Source organism: Gaoshiqia hydrogeniformans, from assembly GCF_049347105.1.
GTDB lineage: Bacteria > Bacteroidota > Bacteroidia > Bacteroidales > Prolixibacteraceae > Gaoshiqia > Gaoshiqia hydrogeniformans.
The window spans coordinates 4689150-4712874 of the sequence record NZ_CP186334.1; the positions used below are offsets into that span (position 1 = coordinate 4689150).

A 23725-nucleotide genomic window follows, 5' to 3' on the forward strand; every position below is an offset into this window, starting at 1 on the left:
ACGAACCAAATGTTGAAAATTATTACATATGGCTTACGGATTTTGGGGTGGTTGGCATTGGCCCTCACGGTGTTGCTTTTGTCGGTTGCACTTCTTATTCAAACAAAACCGGTAAAACGAAAACTGGCAAGGCTGGTTGAGCGCCAGGCCGCCAATTTCCTTCATGCCCGGCTATCCATCGGCGAAATCGACGGAAATTTCTTCACGCATCTCAGCTTCAGAAATGTTTTATTAACCAGCCAATCAGACACCATCGCTTTTATCGAAGCACTCGATGCCCGTTACAATTTACGGGCCTTGTCCGACCGGAAACTTGAACTGAGGAGGATATCTGTCGGCAAACCCTTTTTCTTTCTGAAACAAATCAACGATTCTACCTGGAACGTACAGGAAATGATCAAGCCCTTACCCCCGGATTCGGTTGTCGATACCACCGCATCCAAACCATTTGAAATTGACTTGGCGCTGTTTCAGATAGAAGAAGGATCGGTAAGAATTGATGCGTCCGATACTCTGATTCCGCGACAGGTCAACCAAATTAACACCCGTTTGTCGCTGAATTATTCCGGCGAACAGCAATCGCTTCGGCTTCACGATTTTTCGTTTGTCACCAGTCGTCCTGATTTTACAGTGAAACAGCTTTCCTTTGATTTGTCGGTAAACAGCGAGCTGACAGAATTAAAAAGGTTTTACCTGAAAACGGCTCAAAACCAACTCAATGGCGAGCTGACTTATGCCGAAAATGTTAAAACAGAATCCACTGCCCGAATCGAAAGCGCCCCCCTGCGATGGAATGAATTTGAATTTTTCCTGCCCGACCTGAAGATTCCGGCAACACCGGTCTTCAAGATGGACGCGGCCGTCAGGCAAGGTTCGCTTATTGCAAGCCTGGAATTGGCTGACCAAGATCAACGCATTTCATTTGAACTGGAATCAGAAAACCTCACTGAGTGGATCTTTAATCAGGACAGTTTGCAGCTGATTTACCGGATGAGAGGCGTTTTTGAAAATATCGCCCTGCCCCATTGGCTAAGCAACTACAGCTTAAACTACCTGATAAACGGCGAATTGACGGCGATTGGGAAAGGTACCGACCCGAAAACAGCTGTCGTTAACCTGGCTGGCAACTTCGATCATTGCATCATCGAGGACAAACCGGTTGAGCAGCTTAGCTTCAATCTGAACCTGAATCAGGGCCATATAGACGGCATTGCAGAAGGCCGGGGAAATTTTGGTCGGTTTAAGCTGTTTTCAACAGTCCGCGACCTGTTAGGAAATCCGTCGTACCAACTTGAATTATCGGCGCAGAAACTCAACCTGGCTCAGCTTACCGGAGTCGACAGCCTGAAATCAAACCTTAACCTGACGGCAAAAATCTCTGGCAGAGGGATTGATCCGAAAACGCTCCAGGCGCAAACATCTGTTATTTTTTCCGAGTCACAATTACAACAAATCAAGGTGGATACGCTCTTTGCCCGGGTCAACTACGCGTACGAAAACATCCGGATCGACTCGCTTTGGCTTCAAACAAAATCGGTCAGACTGGCTGCACACGGAAATTATCATCCTTCAGCCGATTCCGACATCAGCCTGTCGGCAACCATTGACGGAATGGATGAGTTCAGGTCGTTTATGCCTGCCGCCGATCTGCAAACAAGCGGACAAATAAATGCCCGGCTGACCGGAAAAGCCGACTCGCTCCACCTGCACACAACCCTTAATCTGGCTGAAACCACCTACGAAAACTATTCTATCGGGCAATTGCTGGCCGATGCCCGGGTCAGCCTGACCGCCTCGGATACCCTGGTCGATGCCCGGCTGACCGCCTTCAATCTGTCGGATGAGTCGTTTAACCTGGACTCTGTAAGTTTGGAACTGGAAGCCAAGCCCGACTCGCTGTACCTGCGTGGCCGGTTAGCCGGCATGGGTCTGAGCAGTCAGCTGGAAACCGGCATTCGCCTGGGAGATCAACTCAGGATCACCCTTAACCAATTGCTGATCAACTACAAAGATCAGCAATGGGCGTTACAACAGGCTCCCGCGGTTATTGAAACAGATTCGCTGAGTTACCGGATCAGCAATTTTAAAATGGCGCCGGCGGGTGCTGACAGTTTACAATACCTCTGGGCCGAAGGACAGATCAGTCTGAGCGGAGAAGAAGATTTCCGGTTTGAGGCGGCCAATATCGACATCCGGAAACTGGCCGGATCATTTGAGCAAGATGTGCCTGCTTCCGGTTTTTTTGGATTAAAGGTAGAACTGACCGGTACGGCTGCATCGCCCGAACTGACCGGAACTTTCGATATCCGGGAAGCTGTTGTGAATGATTTTGAATTTACCAACTTTGGCGGAACCATGAATTACCGGCCCGGCCTGCTCGGCCTGGAAGCTCAGATCGTCCCGCGCGACGGCGGCTATTTTGGCCTGGCGGGCAAGCTGCCCCTGCAATTGCGATTGGATAGTATGAACTTCAACTTTAACCCGAAAGATTCGGTTCAGTTCACCTTATCCGTTGACGAATTTCCGCTGGCTGTTCTGCAGAACCTGGAACTGAACCAAGAGATTAAAGGTTATCTGCAGGGAGCAATTACTGTAGACGGAACGGTTGAATCGCCTGATCCGAAAGGAAAACTGGAATTAAAAGAAGCCTCGCTGAAAATTCCTGAATACGGAATTGATTACCGGAACATCCTTTTCAATATCGAATTTCTTCGCGATCAAATACGGCTGGATACTTTCCTGATCCGCTCTGCCGACGGGACGCTGACCGCCGGTGGTCAAATCGATTTTAATTCCGATTTCTATAAAGGGGACATCAGTCAGTCATTCATCGCGATTCGGCTTCGGGATTTCAATCCGGTCAACCACAGGCAGTTTAATATGAAAGTTTCGGGAAATGCCAACCTGGGAGGAAAAAAAGGCGAAGTGGCATTTAACGGCGATTTAAACATTCCGCAGGCGGAAATTTACCTCCCCGCCATCTTTCGCATGATGGGAAATATGGTCGTGCAGGAAGTCCCCAAACCGCTGCTGGTGAAAGAAATGGAGCGGATGTCGCTGAAGGGTGATACCCTTTTATCGGAAACGCAAACAAGCAGCGCCGCAGATACTTTCAGCTTCGATTATTTCAACCAGCTCACCGGGAAGCTGCGGATTAAAATTCCCCGGAATACCTGGATCAAAAATGATGATCTTCGCCTCGAACTGTCGGGTGACCTGGAATTGATCAAACATGTCCAGTTTTTCGAACTGTTCGGGTCAATTGATGTGGTACGCGGCCAATACGACCTGTTTGGACGCACCTTTGTCATCAACAGCGGCAGTATTCGATTTAAGGGCGGCGAAGAATTAATCCCCGAAATGGATATTCTGGCGGCCTATACCTTCCGAAACGCGCAGCGAGTGTCGCAAAAACTGACGGTTAATATTACCGGAACGGCCACTGCTCCTTCTGTCAGCTTCATGCTTGACGACAATTCCATCAACGAGGGCGACGCTTTGTCATACATCCTGTTTGGAAGGGGAATGAACGAACTGACCCTCGATCAACAGGAAAATCTGAGCGGCGCCGGCGGAGGCAGTTTGGCCGGAACAGCTGCCGCATCGCTCTTATCCTCGCAAATCACCAAATTTTTAGGCGACAAACTCAATGTCGATTACATTGAAGTGAAAAGTGAGGGTGGGTTCGATAATGCCACGGTTGTGGTGGGAAAATACATCACCCACGACTTGTTTGTCAGTTACGAACAACGTTTCGGTGAAACTGATGGAAAAGAGATGGCCAAATACGAAGTAAAACTCGAATATGAATTGTTCCGTTTTTTATTTTTCCAACTTAATAACTCATCCTATGACAGCGGTTTTGACATGATTTTCAAATTTGATTCAAAATAATTAATCAGTTATCATATAACCCAAAGCAGGGTCCTTCGTAAAAGAATCCGGTAATACCAACCACATTGTATGTTTACAACGAATAGCACATTTTATATATGCGGCCCGCCGGGCGGCTAATGTTGGCCGGAGAATCTCCGGCTGACAGAGGATCGGAATATCCTCAACCTTTTATTAATCAATGTTTAATATTAAATTACAAAGTCATGAAGATTACAACAAAAGTGTTAATTGGGTTCCTGGCAGGAGTAACTGCAGGAGTGATCACCGGAATCCTGGTTGCACCCGACAAAGGCGAAGAAACCAGGAAAAAGCTGAAGAAAAAAGTATCGGATGTCTCTCACGATATCAGCGAAAAAGTCGGAGAACAAGTAGACCGGCTGGAAAAACAACTGAAAAATCTGAAAAATGATATCAGTGAACGGGTTGAAAAAATGAAGCATGGCGGGAAAAATGAATCCGAAGCCAAAAAAACAGCAAGTGCAAGTTAATGAGTTTATTTTTTTAACGATTTCTATACACCATGAAAACAAACCTGTCAAATAATTTCAGCGAACTGGGAAATACCATCGGGGAATACCTGAAGCTCCATTTGGATTTAATAAAATTGTCGTTTCTTGAAAAAATGACGAAAATATCTGTATTTCTGATCAGCATGATTGTATTGATCGTGCTGGGCTCGATCTTTTTTCTCTTTGCATCGGCCGCTTTCGTCATCTGGTATGGCAATCAGTTCCAGGATTATTTGGCGGGTTTGCTCATTGTTATGGGGGCCATTGTTGTGCTGGCCGTCATTTTCTTATTCATTCGCCGGAACCTTATTTCTTCGGCAATTATCAGAACCATTAATTCCATCTTGTTTGAAAACAACAAGGAAGATTAAGCTCAGAATATGGAAAAAATAAATTCACTGCGCGAGCTCCGTATGTTGCGGCAAATGAAAAAGCAACAACTCCGTTATCAGGAGGAAAAAATTGAAAAGCGTATCCGCGATACCATCTCAACAATCGAGTTAATCCTCACCGGAATCATCGTCGAAAAAGGGATTTATTCCCTGATCACTTACTTCTCGGGAAGGAACAAAAAGAAACAAGACGATTAATTCCTCCCTGAAAATTTTATCCTAAACCGATTTATTTTGACTTACGTCCCGGACACCATGCCGGATGGGCCGATAAAGAGGAGTTAAAAACGATGAAGCATAACAGAAACTGCGAATGCTGTTGTTTTTCATTTGGACGGACGGCCTTCGGGCATTTCGCCACACGGCTTGATTAAGCAATGTTTAAACTTCGGCAGATTTAATCAGAAATAAACCTTCCGTGGCTGAAAGCGTGTTAGTTTTGCCGCCAAATTAACACGATATGTGGATCATTCTGGCATTAATTTCAGCGGTACTCCTTGGTTTGTACGATGTTTTCAAAAAGCTTTCACTCAACTCGAATGCCGTATTGCCGGTTTTGATGATTTCAACCATTTCCGGAGCAGGGCTTGTTTTACCGGTCGTTCTTGGATCGGCATTTTATCCTGATTTTTTTAAAGGAATCGGTTTGTACATCCCAAAAATCAGCCTGCATGAACACAAACTCATCTTTATGAAGTCAATATTGGTGGTATCGAGCTGGGTTTTTGCCTTTCATGCTGTGAAGCACCTCCCGATTACCATCGTTTCGCCGATTAGGGCTACCGGCCCGATTTGGACCCTGATTGGGGCCATTCTTATTTTCGGCGAAAACTTAAACCTGCTCCAATGGCTCGGGGTGAGTGTGACCCTGGTCTTCTTTTACCTGCTCTCAACCGCAGGGAAACTCGAAGGAATCAATTTCAGGCGGAATACCTGGATCTTTTGCATGGTCACAGCCACCTTATTGGGCGCTGCCAGCGGTTTATACGATAAATTTATCATCCGCAAAATTGACCGTCTGGCAGTACAGGCCTGGTTCTCATTTTACCAGGTTGTGGTGATGTTGCCGGCCATTGCCATGTTTCGCTGGTCAAAACCTAAAAACCAACGCCCTGTTTTTCAATGGCGATGGAGCATCCCGGTAATCGGTCTGCTCCTGTTGCTGGCCGACTTCTCTTATTTCTATGCCCTCAGTTATCCCGATTCCATGATCTCCATAATCTCGCCCCTGCGAAGAGGCGGCGTGCTGGTGGCTTTCGTCACCGGGGCATTGCTTTTCAACGAAAATAATATTCGCAGAAAAGGGATCTACATGCTGGGCATTCTGGCCGGAATCCTGATCATTAGCCTGGGATCCTGACTTGCCAGGCCACTTAGGGTTTAAATGACCACTATTTGTCCACGCCAAATGCAAAAACCTGATCCGCCCCGTATTGATTCATCTTTAAAGAAGTTTAACTTTATGGAAAAAAAGATGGACAGGATTGAATTATACCAGGGAGATATTACCGGGCTGAACGTTGATGCTATCGTCAATGCTGCCAACAAGAGTTTGCTGGGAGGCGGAGGAGTTGACGGGGCCATACACCGGGTAGCCGGGCCAAAATTACTCGAAGAATGCCGGACACTAAACGGTTGCGAAACCGGGGAAGCAAAAATAACACAGGCTTACAGATTACCGGCGCGATTCGTCATCCATACCGTTGGGCCGGTGTGGTACGGCGGACTAATCGGGGAACAGGAGCAACTGGCCAATGCCTACCGCAACAGTATACTCTTAGCTAAGGAATACGGTTTAAAAAGTATTGCATTTCCCAACATCAGCACCGGCGTTTATCGTTTCCCAAAAGAACGGGCAGCCGAAATTGCAATCAAAACCATCCGCGATTTCCTGGAAAAGGATGAAACCATTGAGTCGGTTATTTTTTGTGTTTACGACGATGAAAACTACGGAATTTACGAACGCCTGCTGGAACAAATTCAGGAATAAAAAGTATCGGGAAACAGCCTTTTCTCAAAATGAAAAGATCAGACTGTTCGCGGCACGGTTAGTATAGTAATTCCCAATTCATTACATTTAACAAAAATAAACGGCATTGTAATTGCATCCCGGCTTAAAGCGTTCGAAACTGCTTAAAAAACAGGCATGAATAGAAACAGAAACAGAAAAACAGACATACATTTCGTATTGGAATGAAAAAAATAAAAATCGAAATACAAATTACGCTATTGAGTATTTTCATTGCTGCTGCAGTGATCGGCTCCGGCTATTTGGTTTACCACAGCTTTTCAAAAATTGTTGATTCCATTCATAAAGAAGCGCGGCCTGATTTAAAACTGCTGCTCATTAAAGATATCGCTTCAAACCTGAACGAGGTTGAAAATACCATCCGTTTATACAGCCTGACCCTGGACGAATCGCTCATTTACCCCTACCGGAGATTGAATGAAACAATCCAGGGAAAACTCAATGACCTGGAAGATTATGCCATCCCCGGATCGAATGAAGTTCAGCTGATTGATTCGATCCGCCTGTTAACCAACCGGAAACTGATCATCTGGGCCGAATTACGGGCGCTTCAGAAACAAAAAGAAAAATCGCAGATCTCTTTTTCTGAACTGTATTCAAAAATTGATACGGCGATCATTTTGCCGGATACGATCGTTGTTCAGCAGCCTATAAAACAGAAGGGTTTTTTCAGACGCCTGCTGTCCAAAAAAGATACCACGACCACTCCCCCGATTATTATTGACAAAAGCGAGGAGAAAGAGCAGATAAAACAGGAGATTGCTGAAATTGAACAGCAGGCTTCCGATCAGAGTCAGCAACTACTTGCCCGCGAAAAAGTATTGGTTGAACGAAGTATACAGGTAACGAATCAAATCAACCTATTGATTTCGCAACTTGAAACCAGAGAGCAGCAACGGTTACGGAACAAAACAGAGGAAGCCGATTTTATGGCCGCCCAAACTTACCGGTTGCTAACGGTTTTCACCATTGCGGCTGTTTTTTTACTCATCGTGGTCCTGGTGTTGTTTTTCCGCCACCTTCGGCACTCCCGGGCTTACCAGCAAATGCTGCAACGGGCCCGCACCGAAGCAGAAAACCTATCCAAAGCCAAGGAAATGTTTGTCGCCACCGTCAGCCACGAGATGCGTACTCCGGTAAATGCCATTTACGGCTTAACGGAACAGATGCTGAAAAAAACGCATTCCAACGAAGTAACCACCGATCTGGAAATTGTGTATAAATCGGCCCAACATCTTATTTCGCTGGTGAACGACACACTCGATTTTTCAAAAATTGAATCTCAAAAACTAAAGCTTCAGCAGCACGATTTTTATTTGAATGAAGTGACCAGCGAAGTGTACGCCTTGTTAAAAGATACCGCTGAAGAAAAAGGGCTCAGCCTGATTATTTCAAACGAACTTCCCCGGAGCCGGGTGCTGAAGGGCGACCCGATCCGTTTGAAACAAATCCTGATTAACCTGCTGAACAATGCCATCAAGTTCACGGAACAAGGGCAGGTCAGTCTTTCCATATCAGAAGAAAGAACCCTGAAAGACAGCTATATTCTTCACCTGAAAATCGCCGACACCGGGATCGGCATCTCAAAAGAAAACCTTTCCCGTATTTTCGATGAATTTGTCCAACTCGATGGTGGTTTGACTCAGAAACACCGGGGTGCCGGTTTGGGCCTGGCGATTGTTAAAAAGCTTGTCGATTTACATAGCGGCAAGATCAAGGTGGAAAGCATCCCCGGAAAAGGAACCCGTTTTATCCTGCAAATCCCTTACCAGGAAGGCAATCCCGACTTTGTGGCGCGCAAAGAAGACCGTCAGTTTACAATTCCACAATCATGGAAAAACCTCCGGGTACTGCTGGTTGATGATGAAGAATTCAACCGGTATCTACTCAAAAATATCCTGAACAAGTGGGGTATTCCGCACGAAGAAGCATCCGACGGCAAACAAGCTTTGCAATTGGCAACCCAACAGGTATTTAACCTCATCCTGATGGATATGCGGATGCCGGTGATGGACGGGCTTGAAGCCAGCAAGCAGATTCTCAACGTGTTGCCCGAAACCGAAATTATTGCCCTCACCGCCACCAACAGAAAGGAAGACGTTCAAAGATGCCGCCAGGTCGGCATACGGGGATTTTTACAAAAACCTTTTTCTGAGGCCGAGCTTTACCAGGCCTTTTCGCAGCGAATACCGTCGGGAGAGGTTAAAACAAAACCCGAATCAGAACATCCTGCCCCTCAAATCGATCTGGAAGAACTAAAAAATATGGCCGAGGGAGATGAAACCTTTTTCAAAGAAATGATTGAAATATTTATCAGTTCGAGCGAAAAAGGAATGGTAACCATCCGCCGGTGTTTCGACAAGTCAGACTGGAATGGTATTGCCGAAGCGGCCCATAAACTGGCAGCTCCGGCCAAACACATGCAGGCGACACAACTGTATGAGTTCCTGAAAAATTTGGAAAGTCATGCCGGTAAGGGTAAAAATCAGGAAGAAATCAAACGTCTGATCGAATTGATTGAACAAAAGATCATCCCGATCAACCAATACCTGAAAGAAAGAATGACCGGTAAATGAATGTAGTTTTATACAAATCCGGATATTCTGCCCTTATCATTGATAATTATTCTCAAAATGAGAAATAAAATCGGCATTCATTTAAATTCTTACTATCTTGCAGGCGTTATTTGGTAAAAAACGGACAAACAAAAAATTACAGACATGCAGGAAAAAGCTTTTAAAATTTTTGTCGTTGAAGATGACGAATGGTATAACCGCCTGCTTGTCCACAACCTTTCCCTTATTCCCGATTACGAAATACACTCATTTTCAACAGGAAAAGACTGTATAGACCACCTGGTTGCAGATCCGGATGTGGTTACGCTCGACTACCGCCTGCCAGACATGAAAGGATTGGAAGTCCTCAAACAAATCAAAGAGATCAATGAAGATATCCAGGTCATCCTGATTTCGGAGCAGGACGACATTGACGTAGTGGTGGAATTGCTGAAACATGGCGCCTACGACTATATTGTGAAATCACGCGATGTGAAAGAACGTTTGTTGAATACCATCAACAATATCCGAAAGGGAAGTAAACTGAAGAAAGAAATCGTCAGTTTGCGGCAGGAAGTCAAAAAGAAATACAGTTACCAAAACACCATCATTGGCAAGAGCAAAGCTGCACAACGAATCTTCGAACTCATTGACAAGGCTACCCGCACCAATATTACGGTGAGTATTACCGGGGAAACCGGAACCGGCAAAGAACTGGTTGCAAAGGCAATTCACTACAATTCAAGCCGTTCAAAAAAACCGTTCGTGGCCGTAAACGTAGCCGCCATTCCGAGAGAGCTGATCGAAAGCGAACTTTTCGGACATGAAAAAGGGTCGTTTACAGGGGCCGCGCACCGCCGTATCGGTAAGTTTGAAGAAGCCAACGGTGGGACGCTCTTTCTCGACGAAATGGCCGAAATGGACATCTCCCTGCAAGCTAAACTCTTAAGGGTACTGCAGGAAAAAGAAATCATCCGCGTAGGAAGCAATGAACCGATAAAAACAGACTGCCGTATTATTATTGCCACCAACAAAAACCTGATGGAAGAAGTAAAAGCAGGCAACTTCAGGCAGGATTTGTACTACCGGCTGTATGGACTGCCCATCGAACTGCCGCCCTTGCGCGAACGCGGAAACGACGTCATTGTCCTGGCGAAACATTTCATTCATACGTTTTGCAAGGAAAACGATATGCTCCCGAAATCTTTAACAACAGAGGCATCCAATAAACTTCTGGCCTATCCGTATCCGGGAAATATCCGGGAGCTAAAATCGGTAATCGAACTGGCTGTAACTCTGGCCGACCAGGATGAGATCACGGCTGACAACCTGATCTTTGGAGGAAGCACCGATGAGTTATCCTATCTGCTGACAGAAGAGCTTTGTCTTCGCGAATACGAAATCCGCATTGTAAAGCAGTTTCTTAAAAAATACGACAACAATATAAAACTGGTTGCTGAAAAACTGGACATCGGCGTGGCCACCATTTACCGCATGCTTAAAGAAACAAAACCGGTCGAATAAACAGACCGGTTCTTCATTTTGATACTCCTTCCCCTGCTTTTAATCAAATTGATAAAGACCTGCAGTCCTCTTTTTTCCTTTATCTACTAATTATCAGACAATTATAAATATCCGATTCTATTGGCACAGGAATTGGCCAGTCAGGGCATGAGCAAGTACAAATATTTTGTCTTGCCATGCAAAACCTAAAAATGGAGGAAAAGATACCATGGACAAAAAGCAACTTAGAACAATCATTATCGCAGGTGTAATTGTGATTATCGGCGCCGTTGCAGCCGTGTATGTTTATACACAAAAAGAAGCCGAAATTAGATCTTTGATAGTCGAACGCACCGGACTGAGCGAAATGATGCACCAAAAGGATTCAGTGATGGCTGACCTGGAGGAAACCTTTACCGAAATTGAAGACAATCTGCGGTTCATTAAAGAAAAGCGCCAGCAATTGTCTCTTGAAAAAGAAGGAGCCACTGACCGGAAACAAGCGTTGATTGACGACATTGCCCTGATGAACACCATGCTTGAAGAGAGCAGCAAAAAAATTGCTGACCTGGAAGCAAAGCTTAAAAATTCAGGTGTCAACATGAAATCGTATGAAAGGCGCATCGCCGCTCTGAATGAGAACATTGAGGGTCAAAACAAACTGATTGCTGAATTGAAGCTGATCATTGAAGAAAAAGACTTTCAAATGACGGAACTCAATACACGGATTGAACAGCTTGGCTTTGAAATGGCCCTGCAATCAGACAGTCTTTTGTACAAAGACCAGCAAATTACCGAGAAAACTTACAAGCTGAATACCGGACACATTGCATTCGGTACCTATAAAGAACTGAAAGAAAAAGGGTTATTGACAAAAGAAGGCGGATTTTTGGGAATTGGTTCCACGAAAACCATTCAGCAAAACTTCGATCAGGAATACTTCACGGAATTGGATATCCGCGAAACCACTCTGATCCCGTTACATGCCAAGAAGGTAGAAGTTATCTCAGAACACCCTAACGATTCATACAAATTAGTCGAAGAAGAAGGACAAATTGCTTTCCTGCAAATTGAGAACCCGAATGAGTTTTGGAAAATCTCAAAATATGCAGTCATAGCTGTCAAGTAAAATAAACGAAAAGTTAATATTCTGATTTATACAGAATTCAAAAAAATCCCTTACCTCGAATAATTGCGTTAGCTAAGCCCCGAAGCTGTTCCTTTCCCGGGAACAGCTTCATTTTTTTCATTACTGTTTGTCCGGCGAAACTTATTCAGATCCCTGCATGCCTCTATTTGTTCCGGACGGCAACCGCCGGACGGAATATAAGTCGGACAACTGCGATTTTTTTAGCCTATCAGGAAAAAGCCGGCTACTCCTCAAATAATTGATTCAACGCATCAAAATAGTCTTCCTGCCAGCCTTCGGCAATATTATCGTAGGCATCATCCGGAATGTTCGTATGTTTTACTTCCATACTGGTGCCGCCTCTGTCCGGATGCAAGCGGATGGTTACAATCGAAGCTTCACTCTCCTCCTCCCCGAAATACCATTCCTGAACAATCAGCTGGTTTTTGACAAATTCGAGGTTCTTACCGCAAATACTGCCGTCCCAAAGCGAAAACTCGGTTCCGGGTGTCTCTTCCATTTCGGCCGGTTCGCCCGTCCAGATTTCAAGCATGATCTGATTGGTCAGCGCGTTGTATACATCTTCAGGTTTTGCGGCCAGATGAAAATATTTTTTATAATCTTTCACGGTTAAATTTCTATAACATGTTTTTAATCAACTACTAAACATCTTTTCTCTTATAAATCTGCTTATTCAACTTATAATTGAAGCCGATGGTGATAAATTCTTTAAACTGCCATTTGGCTCTGTTGATGGTATTTCCTTCCGAATCTAACTTGTTGGTCGGGAACTTAACCTTATAATCGTATATGAAATGAAACAATACCTGCATGTTGATGTAGTTGTTCAGTCTCATAGCCAGGTTATTCTCCCAATCGACATCAAAGTTTGAAGGATTCGAATAATTGACAAACATTTTGTACTTCAGTTCATAGGTAATATCGGGAGTGATGTTGTGTTTATATTTCAGGTCGGTATTCAAACCAGGCTCCCAATAACTTCGCCGGCCTGCCTCAATCCCGTACCTGGTAACATCAACACGGGCCGAATCGCGTACAAACACTGTTTTCGATGTCAGGGGTGAAATGAATAGCGAGAAATTATTGTTGGGCTTATAATCCAAACCCACTTTGATCAAGGTTTTGGCCGGAGATAAAAATCCGGAGATCAGGGTTTCCCGGTCGGGGTATTTGTATCCGTTAAACAATTGGGTTTCGAAATCAACCTCCGAAGAATAATACCACTTTTTAAACGCGCTGACTCCAAAACGCGAGGTCACCTGAAACTTATCGTCATTCTTCCGTATTTTTTCGTCGGCCGGTTTCATCCACCCATTCCGGATTTCAGCCGAATTTTCCCATTTAATTTTTTTGTACGAATAGTTTGCATTCCCTTTCAGCACCATCAGGAAAGCAAAAGAACTTTGTCCTCCTTTTTTCCAGGTATCGCTGAGGTGTGTTTGCGTGAATCCCATCGTACCATCGCCACGTAACACCCAGGGCGTTATAACCTGGTAGCGTTTCTCAACTGCCCGGAGGCGGCTGTCCATTTGAAAACCGCTAAACTGAAATTCTTTCTTTTGCCGTTCGGCCAGCCGGTGGAAAGTCACAGCATCGTCGATTAACAAACGCATCGAATTTTTACCGGTATTCTCTACCCGGACGCTTAACGAGTCGTTCTGTTCATTTTTAATGAATAAACGGGTAAAATACCGGTCGTTGTTTCTCAACCAGATTTGCGTTGAGTCCCGGTCTGAGTTTTTCACCCAAACCAAGGTCGAATCATTGTTGGCGTAAGACGTTAAAATACGCAATATGCCTTTGATGGAATCGTTTACCGCTGCCACCACCGAGTCGTTGTAACGAACCAGCAGGTTCCGGTTCTGCGTACGGATGGAATCGGCAAAGTCGCGTTGTACTTTTTGTGAATATTCCCGGATATATTCGTCCCGGTAAACATTCGACACCGAATCGACATAATTGGCGACAGCCCGGTTGTTATATTCAAGCCGGGCCTTTTCCAGAATATCCCTCTTGGTGCTGTCCATCCGTTGGATTCGTCTGAAATCGGCCGGACTGCTCATAAGTGAATCGGGAATCACGTTATACATGGTCAGGCTATCCGGCATTTTTACTTTGTTTGAACGCAACAACCAGTCTACATCTTCCTTTTGCAGCAACTTCACTTTCCGGTCGAGGTTTTGCAGCAATTGTTCCGGCACAGGAATCTGTTCCTTGACAATGCTGGTCCGTACGGAACGGTCAATCCGTTTTAAACGTTCGCTCAATTCGGAATATGGCATATAGCCGGAAATGGAAAGACTGTCGGCAACATGATTTGGGGAGCGGTAAAAGTAATACTGATTGACCTCGCCAAACTGCTTCAACTTGTGCAGGGTCGAATCAATTTTCTCATCTTCTACAAAATGGACCAGGCTCCTCAGGCTTCTTTCAAGCTCCGGGTTTTGAGGGTACCAGCTTCCTTGTCGTCCCAGAAAATACTTTAAGTAATTAACACTGTTCTTTACGGAATCAGCTTCGACAGCACCTTTTCGTCTGTCAGCAGGATTTGTGGCAGTTACGAGTTGGATCGTGAAGGTCAGCAACAACCCAACAAAAAAAAGTCTGTAATTCATGATAATATAATTGTTTGTAGGCTTAATGGTTTAACGTGTATCCATAATTATCCGCTGATTTTAACAAAAATCAGGCCACAGGCGCTTACCACCGGGTAAACGGGTTTAGAGATAACTGCGAGTTATAAAAACGCATATCCGCGCTGACTTCTTCAGCTACCCATTCCGGGAAAACGATCTCTTCATCCGGGCTCTCCAGTTCAATCTCGGCCAGAATCAGGCCTGAGTTCAACCCCTCAAAGACATCAACTTCCCATTTTTTCCCATGCTCATAAACTTCATTCCGCACCTTTTCAACCGGGTATCCCACTGCCAGCGCTAATAATTCTTTAGCCTCATCAAGGGGAACCGGGTATTCAAACTCAGGTCTGGAAATCCCTTTCATGCGGCCTTTGATTGTCAGAAACGCCTGATTATCTGCTATCCTGACCCGAATCGTTCGCTGCGGATCAATACACAAATAAGCCTGAAGCATCGGGATACTCCGTACAAAAACAGGCAACTGCTCTTTATGAACCAGGAATTTCCGTTCAATTTCTACAGGCATAATGTTACTCGATGGTACGTTCGCAAAATTAACCGACTAAAACAAAAAACAAACCATGACGCCTTAAGTTTTTATTAACTCTGAAAAAACACAGTCCGCTGTCTGCCCCCGTTATTTAGAATCAATCTGAGCTAGAACCATTCTAATATGCTGAATAACAGAATATTTTGCATCAATTCTGACAAATTATCTTAGTTTATATCCAAACACTACCCTATTTTTATAGTAAATTGAAAATCACTACCATATGAATCCCTTACAAGATCTGATTAAATCCCTGGCCGATCAATACGGGCGAAACAGGGAGAACCTCCTCCCCATCCTTCAGGGAGTTGTTGAGCAGGAAAGGTATTTATCCGAATACACCATGGTTGAAATTGCCCGGGAACTGGACCTCCCGGCTGCCGAAGTATTTGGGACTGCAACCTTTTATTCCTTTCTGGAACACAAAAAGATGGGACAATACATTATCCGGGTATGCAAAACCATTACCTGCTCGATGAATGGTAAAAACCAGATTCTGCACACCATTGCAGACATGCTGAAAGTGGAAGTCGGAGAAACAACACCCGACGGCAAATTCACCTTTCTTCAAACCAATTGTCTTGGCTGGTGCCATAAAGCGCCGGCCATGCTGATTAACGATGAAGTTTACACCGATTTGACGCCGGAAAAGGTCAGGGAAATTTTAGCAGTGTATTTAAAAAAATAACCTAACAGAAAACATTATGGCATTCGGAACATATCAACTCAAACGAGCCGATTTCATTTTTAAAAACGAAAACGACTGGGAAAAAATCCTTAGCCGAACATTAAGCCGTCCCCCGCAGGAAATCATCAACGAATTGATGAGCTCGGAGCTGAAAGGCCGAGGCGGAGCCGGTTTTCCTACCGGTTTAAAGTGGAAACTGACAGCCGAAGTTCCCGCTCAGGAAAAATACGTGATTTGTAATGCCGATGAAGGCGAACCCGGAACCTTCAAAGATCGCGAAATTTTATCGCTCGTCCCGTACAAGGTGCTGGCTGCAATGGCTGTTTGCGGTCATGTGATCGGGGCAAATAAAGGTTTTATCTATTTAAGGGGCGAATACAAATACCTGGTACCCGAACTCAATAAGGTCATCCGGGAATTTGAATATTATTGCAAGGAAATAAATCACACTTTTGACATTCAGATATTTATGGGTAGCGGAGCCTATATTTGCGGCGAAGAAACCGCTTTATTCGAATCGATGGAAGGGAAACGGGGCGAACCGAGAAACAAACCGCCCTACCCGACTTCGATCGGGTATATGGGCAAACCAACGGTCATTAACAACGTGGAAACCCTGGCACATACGTTCACCATATTTAAATACGGAGCAAAAAAATTCTACGACCTGGGCGTTCAATATTCCCGCGGATCCAAATTATTTTCGGTTTCGGGCGATACGCCCATTCCCGGGATATATGAGCTTGAGTTGGGGATGAGCCTCCAGGATTTTGTCGACGAGTTTGGCGATGGCGACACCAAAGCCGTCCAGGTTGGCGGAGCGTCGGGCTTTTTGGTGCCCCGAAAAAAATTTGGCGAAACGGCTATCGGCTACAAAGGCAAACTTACCGGAATATCCTTACCAACAGGAGGTTCAATGATGTTATTTAACAGCTCCCGGTCGATGTACAACGTACTGGACAACTACTTGGATTTTTTCAGGGAAGAAAGTTGCGGACAGTGTACCCCTTGCCGGGTCGGATGCCAGCAGTTGTATAATGGCATTAAAGCGGTCAAACGCGGCGAGAAACCTGCCCAATACCTCAATAAGCTGCTCAAACTCACCGAAACCATGCAATTAACTGCCAAATGCGGGTTAGGACAGTCTGTGGCAAATTCATTCTCGTCTATTGTCGAGAACTTCCGGGAAGAGATGATTTACTAACCAGAAAAAAGAAAAACGATGTCTGAAAAAATCAATATCACTATAAACGGCATACCCGTAGAGGTTGAAAATGGAAAAACCATCCTGGATGCCGCCGATCAAACCGGGGTCATTATCCCGACCCTGTGTTACCACAAAGACCTGTGTATTGCCGGAAACTGCCGGGTTTGCGTCGTTGAAATCGTCGGACAAAAGCGTTTGTCGGCCGCCTGTGCCACTCCCTGCGAAGAAGGAATGGAAATCAGGACAAACAGCCTGAATGTAAGGAATTCGCGCAAACACATTATTGAACTGCTCCTTTCGGAACACCATGCCGAATGCACCAAATGTTATAAGAACGGCAACTGCGAATTACAAAAACTGGCGTCCGACTACAAAATCATGACCCAGGACTTTATTTCACTTGTTCCGCAAAAAAAATACACGATCGATATGTTCTCGCCGTCCATCATTAAGGACGACAGTAAATGTATCCGGTGTCAGCGTTGCGTGCGGACCTGCGAAGAATTACAGGGCGTAAACGCGCTCACCGTCGCGTACAAAGGCGATGAAATGAAAATCACTACCTTCTTCGAAAAAAACCTGACGAATGTTGTTTGCACCAATTGCGGGCAATGTATCATCCATTGTCCCACAGGAGCCATTGTCGAAAAAAATTATATTGAAGAAGTTTGGGAGGCCATCTCAAACCCGGCTATCCATGTTGTGGTACAAACGGCGCCTGCCGTGCGTGTTGGTTTGGGTGAAGAACTGAATATGCCCGTAGGAACGCGGGTGACCGGAAAGATGGTAACGGCGCTGAAACGATTGGGATTTGATTCGGTTATGGATACCGACTTCACGGCCGACCTCACCATCATTGAAGAAGGCACAGAATTACTGGGTCGTTTGAGAAAAGCGATTGTCGATAAAGATGAATCCGTGCATTTGCCAATGGCTACCTCCTGCTCGCCAGGCTGGATAAAATACATTGAACACATGTACCCCGAGTACCTGGGAAACTTATCTACCTGTAAATCGCCACAGCAAATGTTTGGGGCCCTGGTTAAGACCTACTACGCCAAAGCCCGGAACCTCAATCCCGAGAAAATTGTTTCGGTATCCATCATGCCGTGTACCGCCAAAAAATTTGAAGCCAGCCGCCCCGAAATGCACGACAGCGGCTACCGCGATGTCGACTACGTGCTGACAACCCGCGAGTTGGCCATTATGATCAAACAAGCCGGTATTGATTTTGCCAAATTGCCCGACAGTAAATTTGACCGGCTTATGGGCGAGTCGACCGGAGCTGCCGTCATCTTTGGCGTAACCGGCGGTGTGATGGAGGCAGCGCTCCGCACCGCTTACGAGTTGGTTACCGGTCGCGAGGTCCCCTTCAAAAATCTGAATATTACGCCGGTTCGGGGGCTCGACGGCGTGAGGGAAGCCAGTATAAAAATTGAAAATCCGCAACGCGACTGGGCATTTCTGGAAGGCGTTGAACTGAAATGTGCCGTTGCCCACGGTCTGGTAAATGCCAAAAAAGTGATGGATGCCGTGAAAAACGGGAAAAGCGAATATCACTTTATCGAGATTATGGCCTGTCCGGGCGGTTGCTTGGGCGGCGGGGGGCAACCCATCCCCACCAACCCCGAAATCCGTAAAAAACGGGCCAAAGCCATTTATGCCGAAGATGAGGGTATGCCCATCCGGAAATCACATCAAAATCCGGAAGTCCTGAAAATTTATGAAGATTTTCTGGGTGAGCCACTGGGCGAAAAATCCCATCAGCTCCTGCATACCAAATATGTTGAACGTAATCATTTTTGACAACAAGAAAGCCGCTGACTCATGCGGCTTTCTTGTTAAGCAATAGCCAAAAATTTATCCGGATTGCTTATTTTAGCATGAACTCAAAACATTACACCATGAAACATTTTCTTCTGTTTATTTTAATCGCCTTTACTGCCTGTAATACCGACCGGATTCCGGCCCTACTGGCAGAAGCCAGGCCCGAAGAAGCCGGCTTTTCGGCTGAACGGCTTCAAAAAGTGGATGAACTGATCAACACTTACATCGAAAACGAATGGCTTCCCGGCGGTGTCTTTCTGGTTGCCCGGCATGGAAAGATTGTTTACTACAAAAATTTTGGCTTCCGTTCAACTGACAAAAACGACCCGTATCAGAAAGACGATATTTTCAGGATTGCCTCGATGACAAAAGCGATTACCTCCGTTGCCGTGATGCAATTATACGAACAGGGAAAATTGGGGTTGAACGATCCGGTTTCGGATTTTATTCCGGCTTTTAAACGGTCGGCTGTACTTGATTCGTTCGACGAAAAAGACTCCAGCTATACCACGGTGCCGGTTGTCCGGCCGATAACCATCCGTCATTTGCTGACACATACTTCGGGCATCACCTATGGCGATTTTAACCAGGGGAAATTGAAGGCCGTGTATTCAAAACTTGGCCTGATAAGGGTCGGTTTATCCCATAATTCATGGACAACTGAAGAATTCATAGACCGCCTGGCTACTGTTCCGCTGGCATTTCAGCCCGGAGAAAAGTTTATGTATGGCCTCAATGTTGATGTGCTCGGCCGGGTTGTCGAAGTGGTGTCCGGTAAAAGTTTGGCCGAATATTTCCGTGAAAATATATTCAACCCGCTCGGCATGACCGATACCTATTTTTACCTGCCCGAAGACAAAAAAGACCGGCTGGTTCCCGTTTATGCCCAAACTGACGATGGATTAAGCATGGCGCAGGAAGACGGGCTGACTCTTTCGCTCGACTATCCCAGGAACAAAGATATCGGTCATTATGCCGGAGGAGGCGGGCTATCGTCAACAGCGCTGGATTACGCCCGATTTATTCAGGCCCTGGTCAACAATGGCGAATACAACGGCTATCAGTTACTCGGCCGAAAAACTATTGAACTGATGACTGCCGACCAACTCATCCGATTGAACCAAAAAGGGAATGGGATCAGCCAGTACCCCGGGAGCACCTTCTGTTTGGGCTTTGGCCTGATGACCGACGACGCTGCCGGCTTAAATTCAAAATCGCCGGGAACTTACGAGTGGAGCGGCTATTTCAGCACAAAGTTCTTCATCGACCCGAAAGAAGAACTGATTTTTGTTGGAATGACTCAACTGGCCCCTTTCAAACACGGCGAATTTTACGACCGGTTAACGGCCACCGTATACGGGGCCATAAACTGATATCCATGCAGAAAGAGATATCCGGGAGAAACTACAGGTTCTCTATTTCCCCGGGTATCTTTTAATTGTTAACTTCACATTCAACAAATAAGACCTGATTTGACTGAAAAATTTACATATTTCTCCCCCATCGGCCCCCTGTTAATTGAGACGGAAAACGATGAGATCTGTTACGTATCGTTTCGCGACAAAGACACAACTACCGGAGGGTTTAATCCGGAGTTAAAGGAACAGATCGTTGAGCAACTGGAAGATTACTTTACCGGACACCGATATGAATTTGACCTGCCCTTGTGTACACACGGGACTGATTTCCAGAAAAAAGTATGGGAACAACTACGTTCAATTCCATACGGGCAATTTATCTCGTACGCCGACCTGGCGATTAAATTAGGAGACAAAAATCTGGTCAGGGCAGTTGGAGGGGCCAACTCAAAAAATCCGCTGGCCATCCTGGTTCCCTGTCACCGGGTAGTTGGCCGGAATAACAAGTTGGTGGGATATGCCGGCGGCGTCTGGCGAAAAAAGTGGTTAATTCAACACGAATTATCCAACAAGCCCGGAAAAACCCGATTATTTTGAACTTAAGACCCAAACCGGCCAAAAAATGCCAGCTGATCATGCCAATCAGATGATACGTTTTTGTCGGGATATTTTGTTTTACATACTTGCCGATTTGTCCGTTCATATTCAGAAAATATTTATTTCTTTGTAAAGCATTAAAATCAGAGTAATCAACCTTAAGCATATGAAGCAAATCTACCAAATTGTCCATCCGTTATTGATTTCCATTTTTGCAAAAACGATCAAAAAAAACCATCCGCAACGGTTTCTGAAATTAGTTGTTTTAATCTTGGTTGCCGGGTTCTTGTCGGCCTGTGAAAAGGAAGAAGGAGAAGGCGGAACCTCCACTATTGTGGGACGGGTGTATGCCCAAAATTACAACAGCGACTTCACGGTAAAGCTGGGAGAATATTATGCCGAAGGAGTCGATGTGTATATCATATATGGTGATGAAATTGTTTACTCCGACGACTTTGAGACCGGATTGGACGGCTGGTACCGGTTCCGGTTTCTGAACAAAGGGACCTATACGATTTATGCAATTTCGAAAGATCCGACCCGGCAATCACCCTCAGGCGAAATTGCCGTATCCCAAACCGTTACGATCAAAAGTAATCATTCTACGGTCGTTGCAGACGACTTGGTTATTTACAAGTAGCAGCCTAACATGAACAGTTTATTACGCGCCTACCGGCTCCGGTTTTTGATTTTCTCGTTAATCGGTGTCGTAACCGGGTTAAAAAGCTATGGCCAAACCGAAGACTTTGGACTTTGGACCGGAATTGAAGTTGAAAAAAAACTATCCAAACGTTTTGATTGGTCTATAGAACTGGCAAACCGGATGCAGGACAACTTGAACCAACGGGACAAAACGTATATTGGAACGGAAATTTCCTATTCAAAGAAAATATTCTCGACCGGTTTTCTCTACCGGCTGTCGAATGAAAAAAAGAAGAAATACGAACCAACCTCGCACCGGTTTACCTGGGAAGTTGAAGTTTCTCCTAAAATTGACCGGTTCAAACTCAGTTACCGCGGACGACTGCAGACGCAATACACCGGAATCAACAGCTCGGAAGATGGCCATATCCCGGAAAGTTTTTTCCGAAACCGGCTTAAGCTGGATTATAACATCAAGGGCTTGCCGCTGAAGCCTTCCGTTAGCTACGAATTGTTTTACCGGATTAACCAGTATACCACGAAACAAATTGAAAAGAATCGTTACATCGTGGGGCTCGATTACAAAATCAACAAAAGCAATTCAGTCGGACTTTCATTTCTTATCAATGAAACCGTCAACGTAGTTGAACCTGTAAAAAGATATATCCTGGGAATTGATTATAAACTCAAGTTATAACACAAAATCGTGGAACTGCTTTTATCACCGGTTCAAAAGTTAATTTCTGATATCCAATGTTTATCAGAAAAGATGGACGTCGTTAGGTTGGCCGATCTTCCCAAAAACGATCAGATGAACCGCTACGACAAAAAATTTGTCTTTCGGGTCGCCCTGGTTCCCGATTTGTTAAAAAAAGCAGGAGATGCATATGCTATTCTGGAGTCAAACGGAACTCGGATCTTCAGCTATTATTCCGACTATTTTGACAGTCCTGATTACAAAATGTATGTCCATCATCATAACGGAAAGAAAAACCGCTACAAAGTACGGATCAGGGAATACCTCAACAGTGGAGATAAATTTCTGGAGTTGAAACATAAAAACAACCGTTCGTTTACAACAAAAAAACGCATGCCTTATACTGATGGCTTCCCGCTGACAGATGAAGCAGATGCATTTATAAAAAACCAGAGCACTTTTGACCCGGAAGATCTGATTTATACCCTCAGTACCCGTTACCAGCGGATTACACTGGTCAATAAACAAAAGTCAGAACGGATTACTATTGATTTTAACCTGCACCTGAATACTGCCGGCAAACAAGTCAAACTGGAAAACCTGGCCATTGCCGAAATAAAAAACAACGACCGGCACCTGCGCAGTCCGTTTAACCAGTTCCTTAAGTCTCACCAAATCAGGCAGGAAAGTTTCAGTAAGTACTGCATAGGCATGGCCCTGTTAAACCTGGAAGTAAAAAACAATCTGTTTAAAGAGAAAATATTAAAAATAAAAAAAATCGAACATGAACCTATTGACTGTTATAGCCAATCAAGCCTTTAATGAAGTGGCATTTTACAATTCGGCCAGCTTTTGGGACCTGATCATCCGTTTTGCATTTAACCTGCTCGTGACACTGACGATCGTCAGGTTTATTTATTACAAAAAAACGAAGCGAAAAGACTACCTCTTTACATATCTGCTGATCAACACGATGATCTTTTTGTTGGCCTACCTGCTTTCGGGAGTCGAGCTGAAACTGGGATTTGCCTTCGGTTTGTTTGCCTTGTTCGGCATATTACGCTACCGGACCAACCCCGTTCAAATTAAAGAAATGACTTACTTGTTTGTTCTGATTGGTGTCGCCGTCATCAATTCCATTTCAGACGAGTATATTCCCTACGCCGAGGTCATTCTGGCAAATCTTGTGCTTATTATCATTCTGTGGGTACTCGAATTTGCGTTTTTGTTATCTCACGAATCGTCAAAAAAAGTTTTGTACGAGAAAATTGATTTGATCAACCAAAACAACCAGGAAGCGCTGATCGAAGACCTTCGGCGAAGGACCGGGATCAATATTCACCGCGTCGAAATTGTTTCTATTAATTTTTTGAGAGATACGGCACGAATTATCATCTACTATTACGAGAAGAATAAAATTTTTAACATCGAAGACCAATCCTACCCGCCGGAGCAGGACAACTAATGCTAACTTGTAAACTTAAAAGA

At 44.9% G+C, this 23725-nt stretch carries 21 protein-coding genes; 18 read left to right on the forward strand and 3 right to left on the reverse strand.

What is annotated here, in order from left to right:
• The first annotated feature begins 9 nt into the window (after positions 1-9).
• From ACOIT5_RS18670 to ACOIT5_RS18710, 9 genes are all read left to right on the forward strand, one after another.
• Positions 10-3894, forward strand: coding sequence for a translocation/assembly module TamB domain-containing protein (locus ACOIT5_RS18670; RefSeq protein WP_423127682.1), 3885 nt, complete (start codon positions 10-12; stop codon positions 3892-3894).
• Between the two features lie 206 nt (positions 3895-4100).
• The gene (locus tag ACOIT5_RS18675; protein WP_423127683.1) at positions 4101-4385 is read left to right on the forward strand and encodes a YtxH domain-containing protein; all 285 of its coding nucleotides are present in this window, start codon (positions 4101-4103) and stop codon (positions 4383-4385) included.
• Between the two features lie 32 nt (positions 4386-4417).
• Entirely contained in the window at positions 4418-4777 is a 360-nt protein-coding gene (locus ACOIT5_RS18680; RefSeq protein ID WP_423127684.1) for a phage holin family protein, read from the forward strand.
• A gap of 9 nt (positions 4778-4786) precedes the next feature.
• Complete coding sequence (locus ACOIT5_RS18685) at positions 4787-4996, forward strand: hypothetical protein (protein WP_423127685.1); 210 nt, start codon at positions 4787-4789, stop codon at positions 4994-4996.
• Positions 4997-5258: 262 nt separating this feature from the next.
• Positions 5259-6158: an EamA family transporter gene (locus tag ACOIT5_RS18690; RefSeq protein ID WP_423127686.1), complete on the forward strand. Its 900-nt coding sequence runs from the start codon at positions 5259-5261 to the stop codon at positions 6156-6158.
• Positions 6159-6260: 102 nt separating this feature from the next.
• Positions 6261-6788: an O-acetyl-ADP-ribose deacetylase gene (locus tag ACOIT5_RS18695; protein WP_423127687.1), complete on the forward strand. Its 528-nt coding sequence runs from the start codon at positions 6261-6263 to the stop codon at positions 6786-6788.
• 203 nt (positions 6789-6991) lie between these two features.
• The gene (locus ACOIT5_RS18700; RefSeq protein WP_423127688.1) at positions 6992-9403 is read left to right on the forward strand and encodes a hybrid sensor histidine kinase/response regulator; all 2412 of its coding nucleotides are present in this window, start codon (positions 6992-6994) and stop codon (positions 9401-9403) included.
• A 144-nt stretch (positions 9404-9547) separates the two neighbouring features.
• Positions 9548-10906 (forward strand): sigma-54-dependent transcriptional regulator, encoded by a 1359-nt coding sequence (locus tag ACOIT5_RS18705; protein ID WP_423127689.1) that lies wholly within the window; start codon positions 9548-9550, stop codon positions 10904-10906.
• A 208-nt stretch (positions 10907-11114) separates the two neighbouring features.
• A complete protein-coding gene (locus ACOIT5_RS18710) occupies positions 11115-12014 on the forward strand; it encodes a hypothetical protein (RefSeq protein WP_423127690.1) in 900 nt (299 codons plus the stop codon).
• A gap of 244 nt (positions 12015-12258) precedes the next feature.
• Here the strand turns inward: ACOIT5_RS18710 and ACOIT5_RS18715 are convergent, their stop codons facing one another.
• From ACOIT5_RS18715 to ACOIT5_RS18725, 3 genes are all read right to left on the reverse strand, one after another.
• Positions 12259-12642, reverse strand: a complete 384-nt coding sequence (locus ACOIT5_RS18715) for an SRPBCC domain-containing protein (RefSeq protein ID WP_423127691.1) — start codon at positions 12640-12642, stop codon at positions 12259-12261.
• A gap of 34 nt (positions 12643-12676) precedes the next feature.
• A complete protein-coding gene (locus ACOIT5_RS18720) occupies positions 12677-14650 on the reverse strand; it encodes a DUF3078 domain-containing protein (protein ID WP_423127692.1) in 1974 nt (657 codons plus the stop codon).
• Between the two features lie 85 nt (positions 14651-14735).
• Positions 14736-15197, reverse strand: a complete 462-nt coding sequence (locus ACOIT5_RS18725; RefSeq protein ID WP_423127693.1) for a CYTH domain-containing protein — start codon at positions 15195-15197, stop codon at positions 14736-14738.
• A gap of 247 nt (positions 15198-15444) precedes the next feature.
• Here ACOIT5_RS18725 and ACOIT5_RS18730 point away from each other — a divergent pair, with 247 nt between their 5' ends.
• The 9 genes from ACOIT5_RS18730 to ACOIT5_RS18770 all read left to right on the forward strand — a co-directional run bounded on the left by ACOIT5_RS18730 (position 15445) and on the right by ACOIT5_RS18770 (position 23702).
• Positions 15445-15909, forward strand: coding sequence for an NAD(P)H-dependent oxidoreductase subunit E (locus ACOIT5_RS18730; protein ID WP_423127694.1), 465 nt, complete (start codon positions 15445-15447; stop codon positions 15907-15909).
• Positions 15910-15925: 16 nt separating this feature from the next.
• Complete coding sequence (locus ACOIT5_RS18735) at positions 15926-17113, forward strand: NADH-ubiquinone oxidoreductase-F iron-sulfur binding region domain-containing protein (RefSeq protein ID WP_423127695.1); 1188 nt, start codon at positions 15926-15928, stop codon at positions 17111-17113.
• Between the two features lie 18 nt (positions 17114-17131).
• Entirely contained in the window at positions 17132-18922 is a 1791-nt protein-coding gene (locus ACOIT5_RS18740) for an NADH-dependent [FeFe] hydrogenase, group A6 (RefSeq protein WP_423127696.1), read from the forward strand.
• A 98-nt stretch (positions 18923-19020) separates the two neighbouring features.
• The gene (locus ACOIT5_RS18745; RefSeq protein WP_423127697.1) at positions 19021-20316 is read left to right on the forward strand and encodes a serine hydrolase domain-containing protein; all 1296 of its coding nucleotides are present in this window, start codon (positions 19021-19023) and stop codon (positions 20314-20316) included.
• 99 nt (positions 20317-20415) lie between these two features.
• Entirely contained in the window at positions 20416-20898 is a 483-nt protein-coding gene (locus ACOIT5_RS18750) for a methylated-DNA--[protein]-cysteine S-methyltransferase (protein WP_423127698.1), read from the forward strand.
• Positions 20899-21064: 166 nt separating this feature from the next.
• Positions 21065-21538 (forward strand): hypothetical protein, encoded by a 474-nt coding sequence (locus ACOIT5_RS18755; RefSeq protein WP_423127699.1) that lies wholly within the window; start codon positions 21065-21067, stop codon positions 21536-21538.
• A 9-nt stretch (positions 21539-21547) separates the two neighbouring features.
• Entirely contained in the window at positions 21548-22237 is a 690-nt protein-coding gene (locus ACOIT5_RS18760) for a DUF2490 domain-containing protein (RefSeq protein WP_423127700.1), read from the forward strand.
• A 72-nt stretch (positions 22238-22309) separates the two neighbouring features.
• Positions 22310-23059, forward strand: a complete 750-nt coding sequence (locus tag ACOIT5_RS18765) for a polyphosphate polymerase domain-containing protein (RefSeq protein ID WP_423127701.1) — start codon at positions 22310-22312, stop codon at positions 23057-23059.
• Entirely contained in the window at positions 23022-23702 is a 681-nt protein-coding gene (locus tag ACOIT5_RS18770) for a DUF4956 domain-containing protein (protein WP_423127702.1), read from the forward strand. Before ACOIT5_RS18765 ends, ACOIT5_RS18770 begins: the two co-directional genes overlap by 38 nt.
• Positions 23703-23725: the final 23 nt, after the last annotated feature.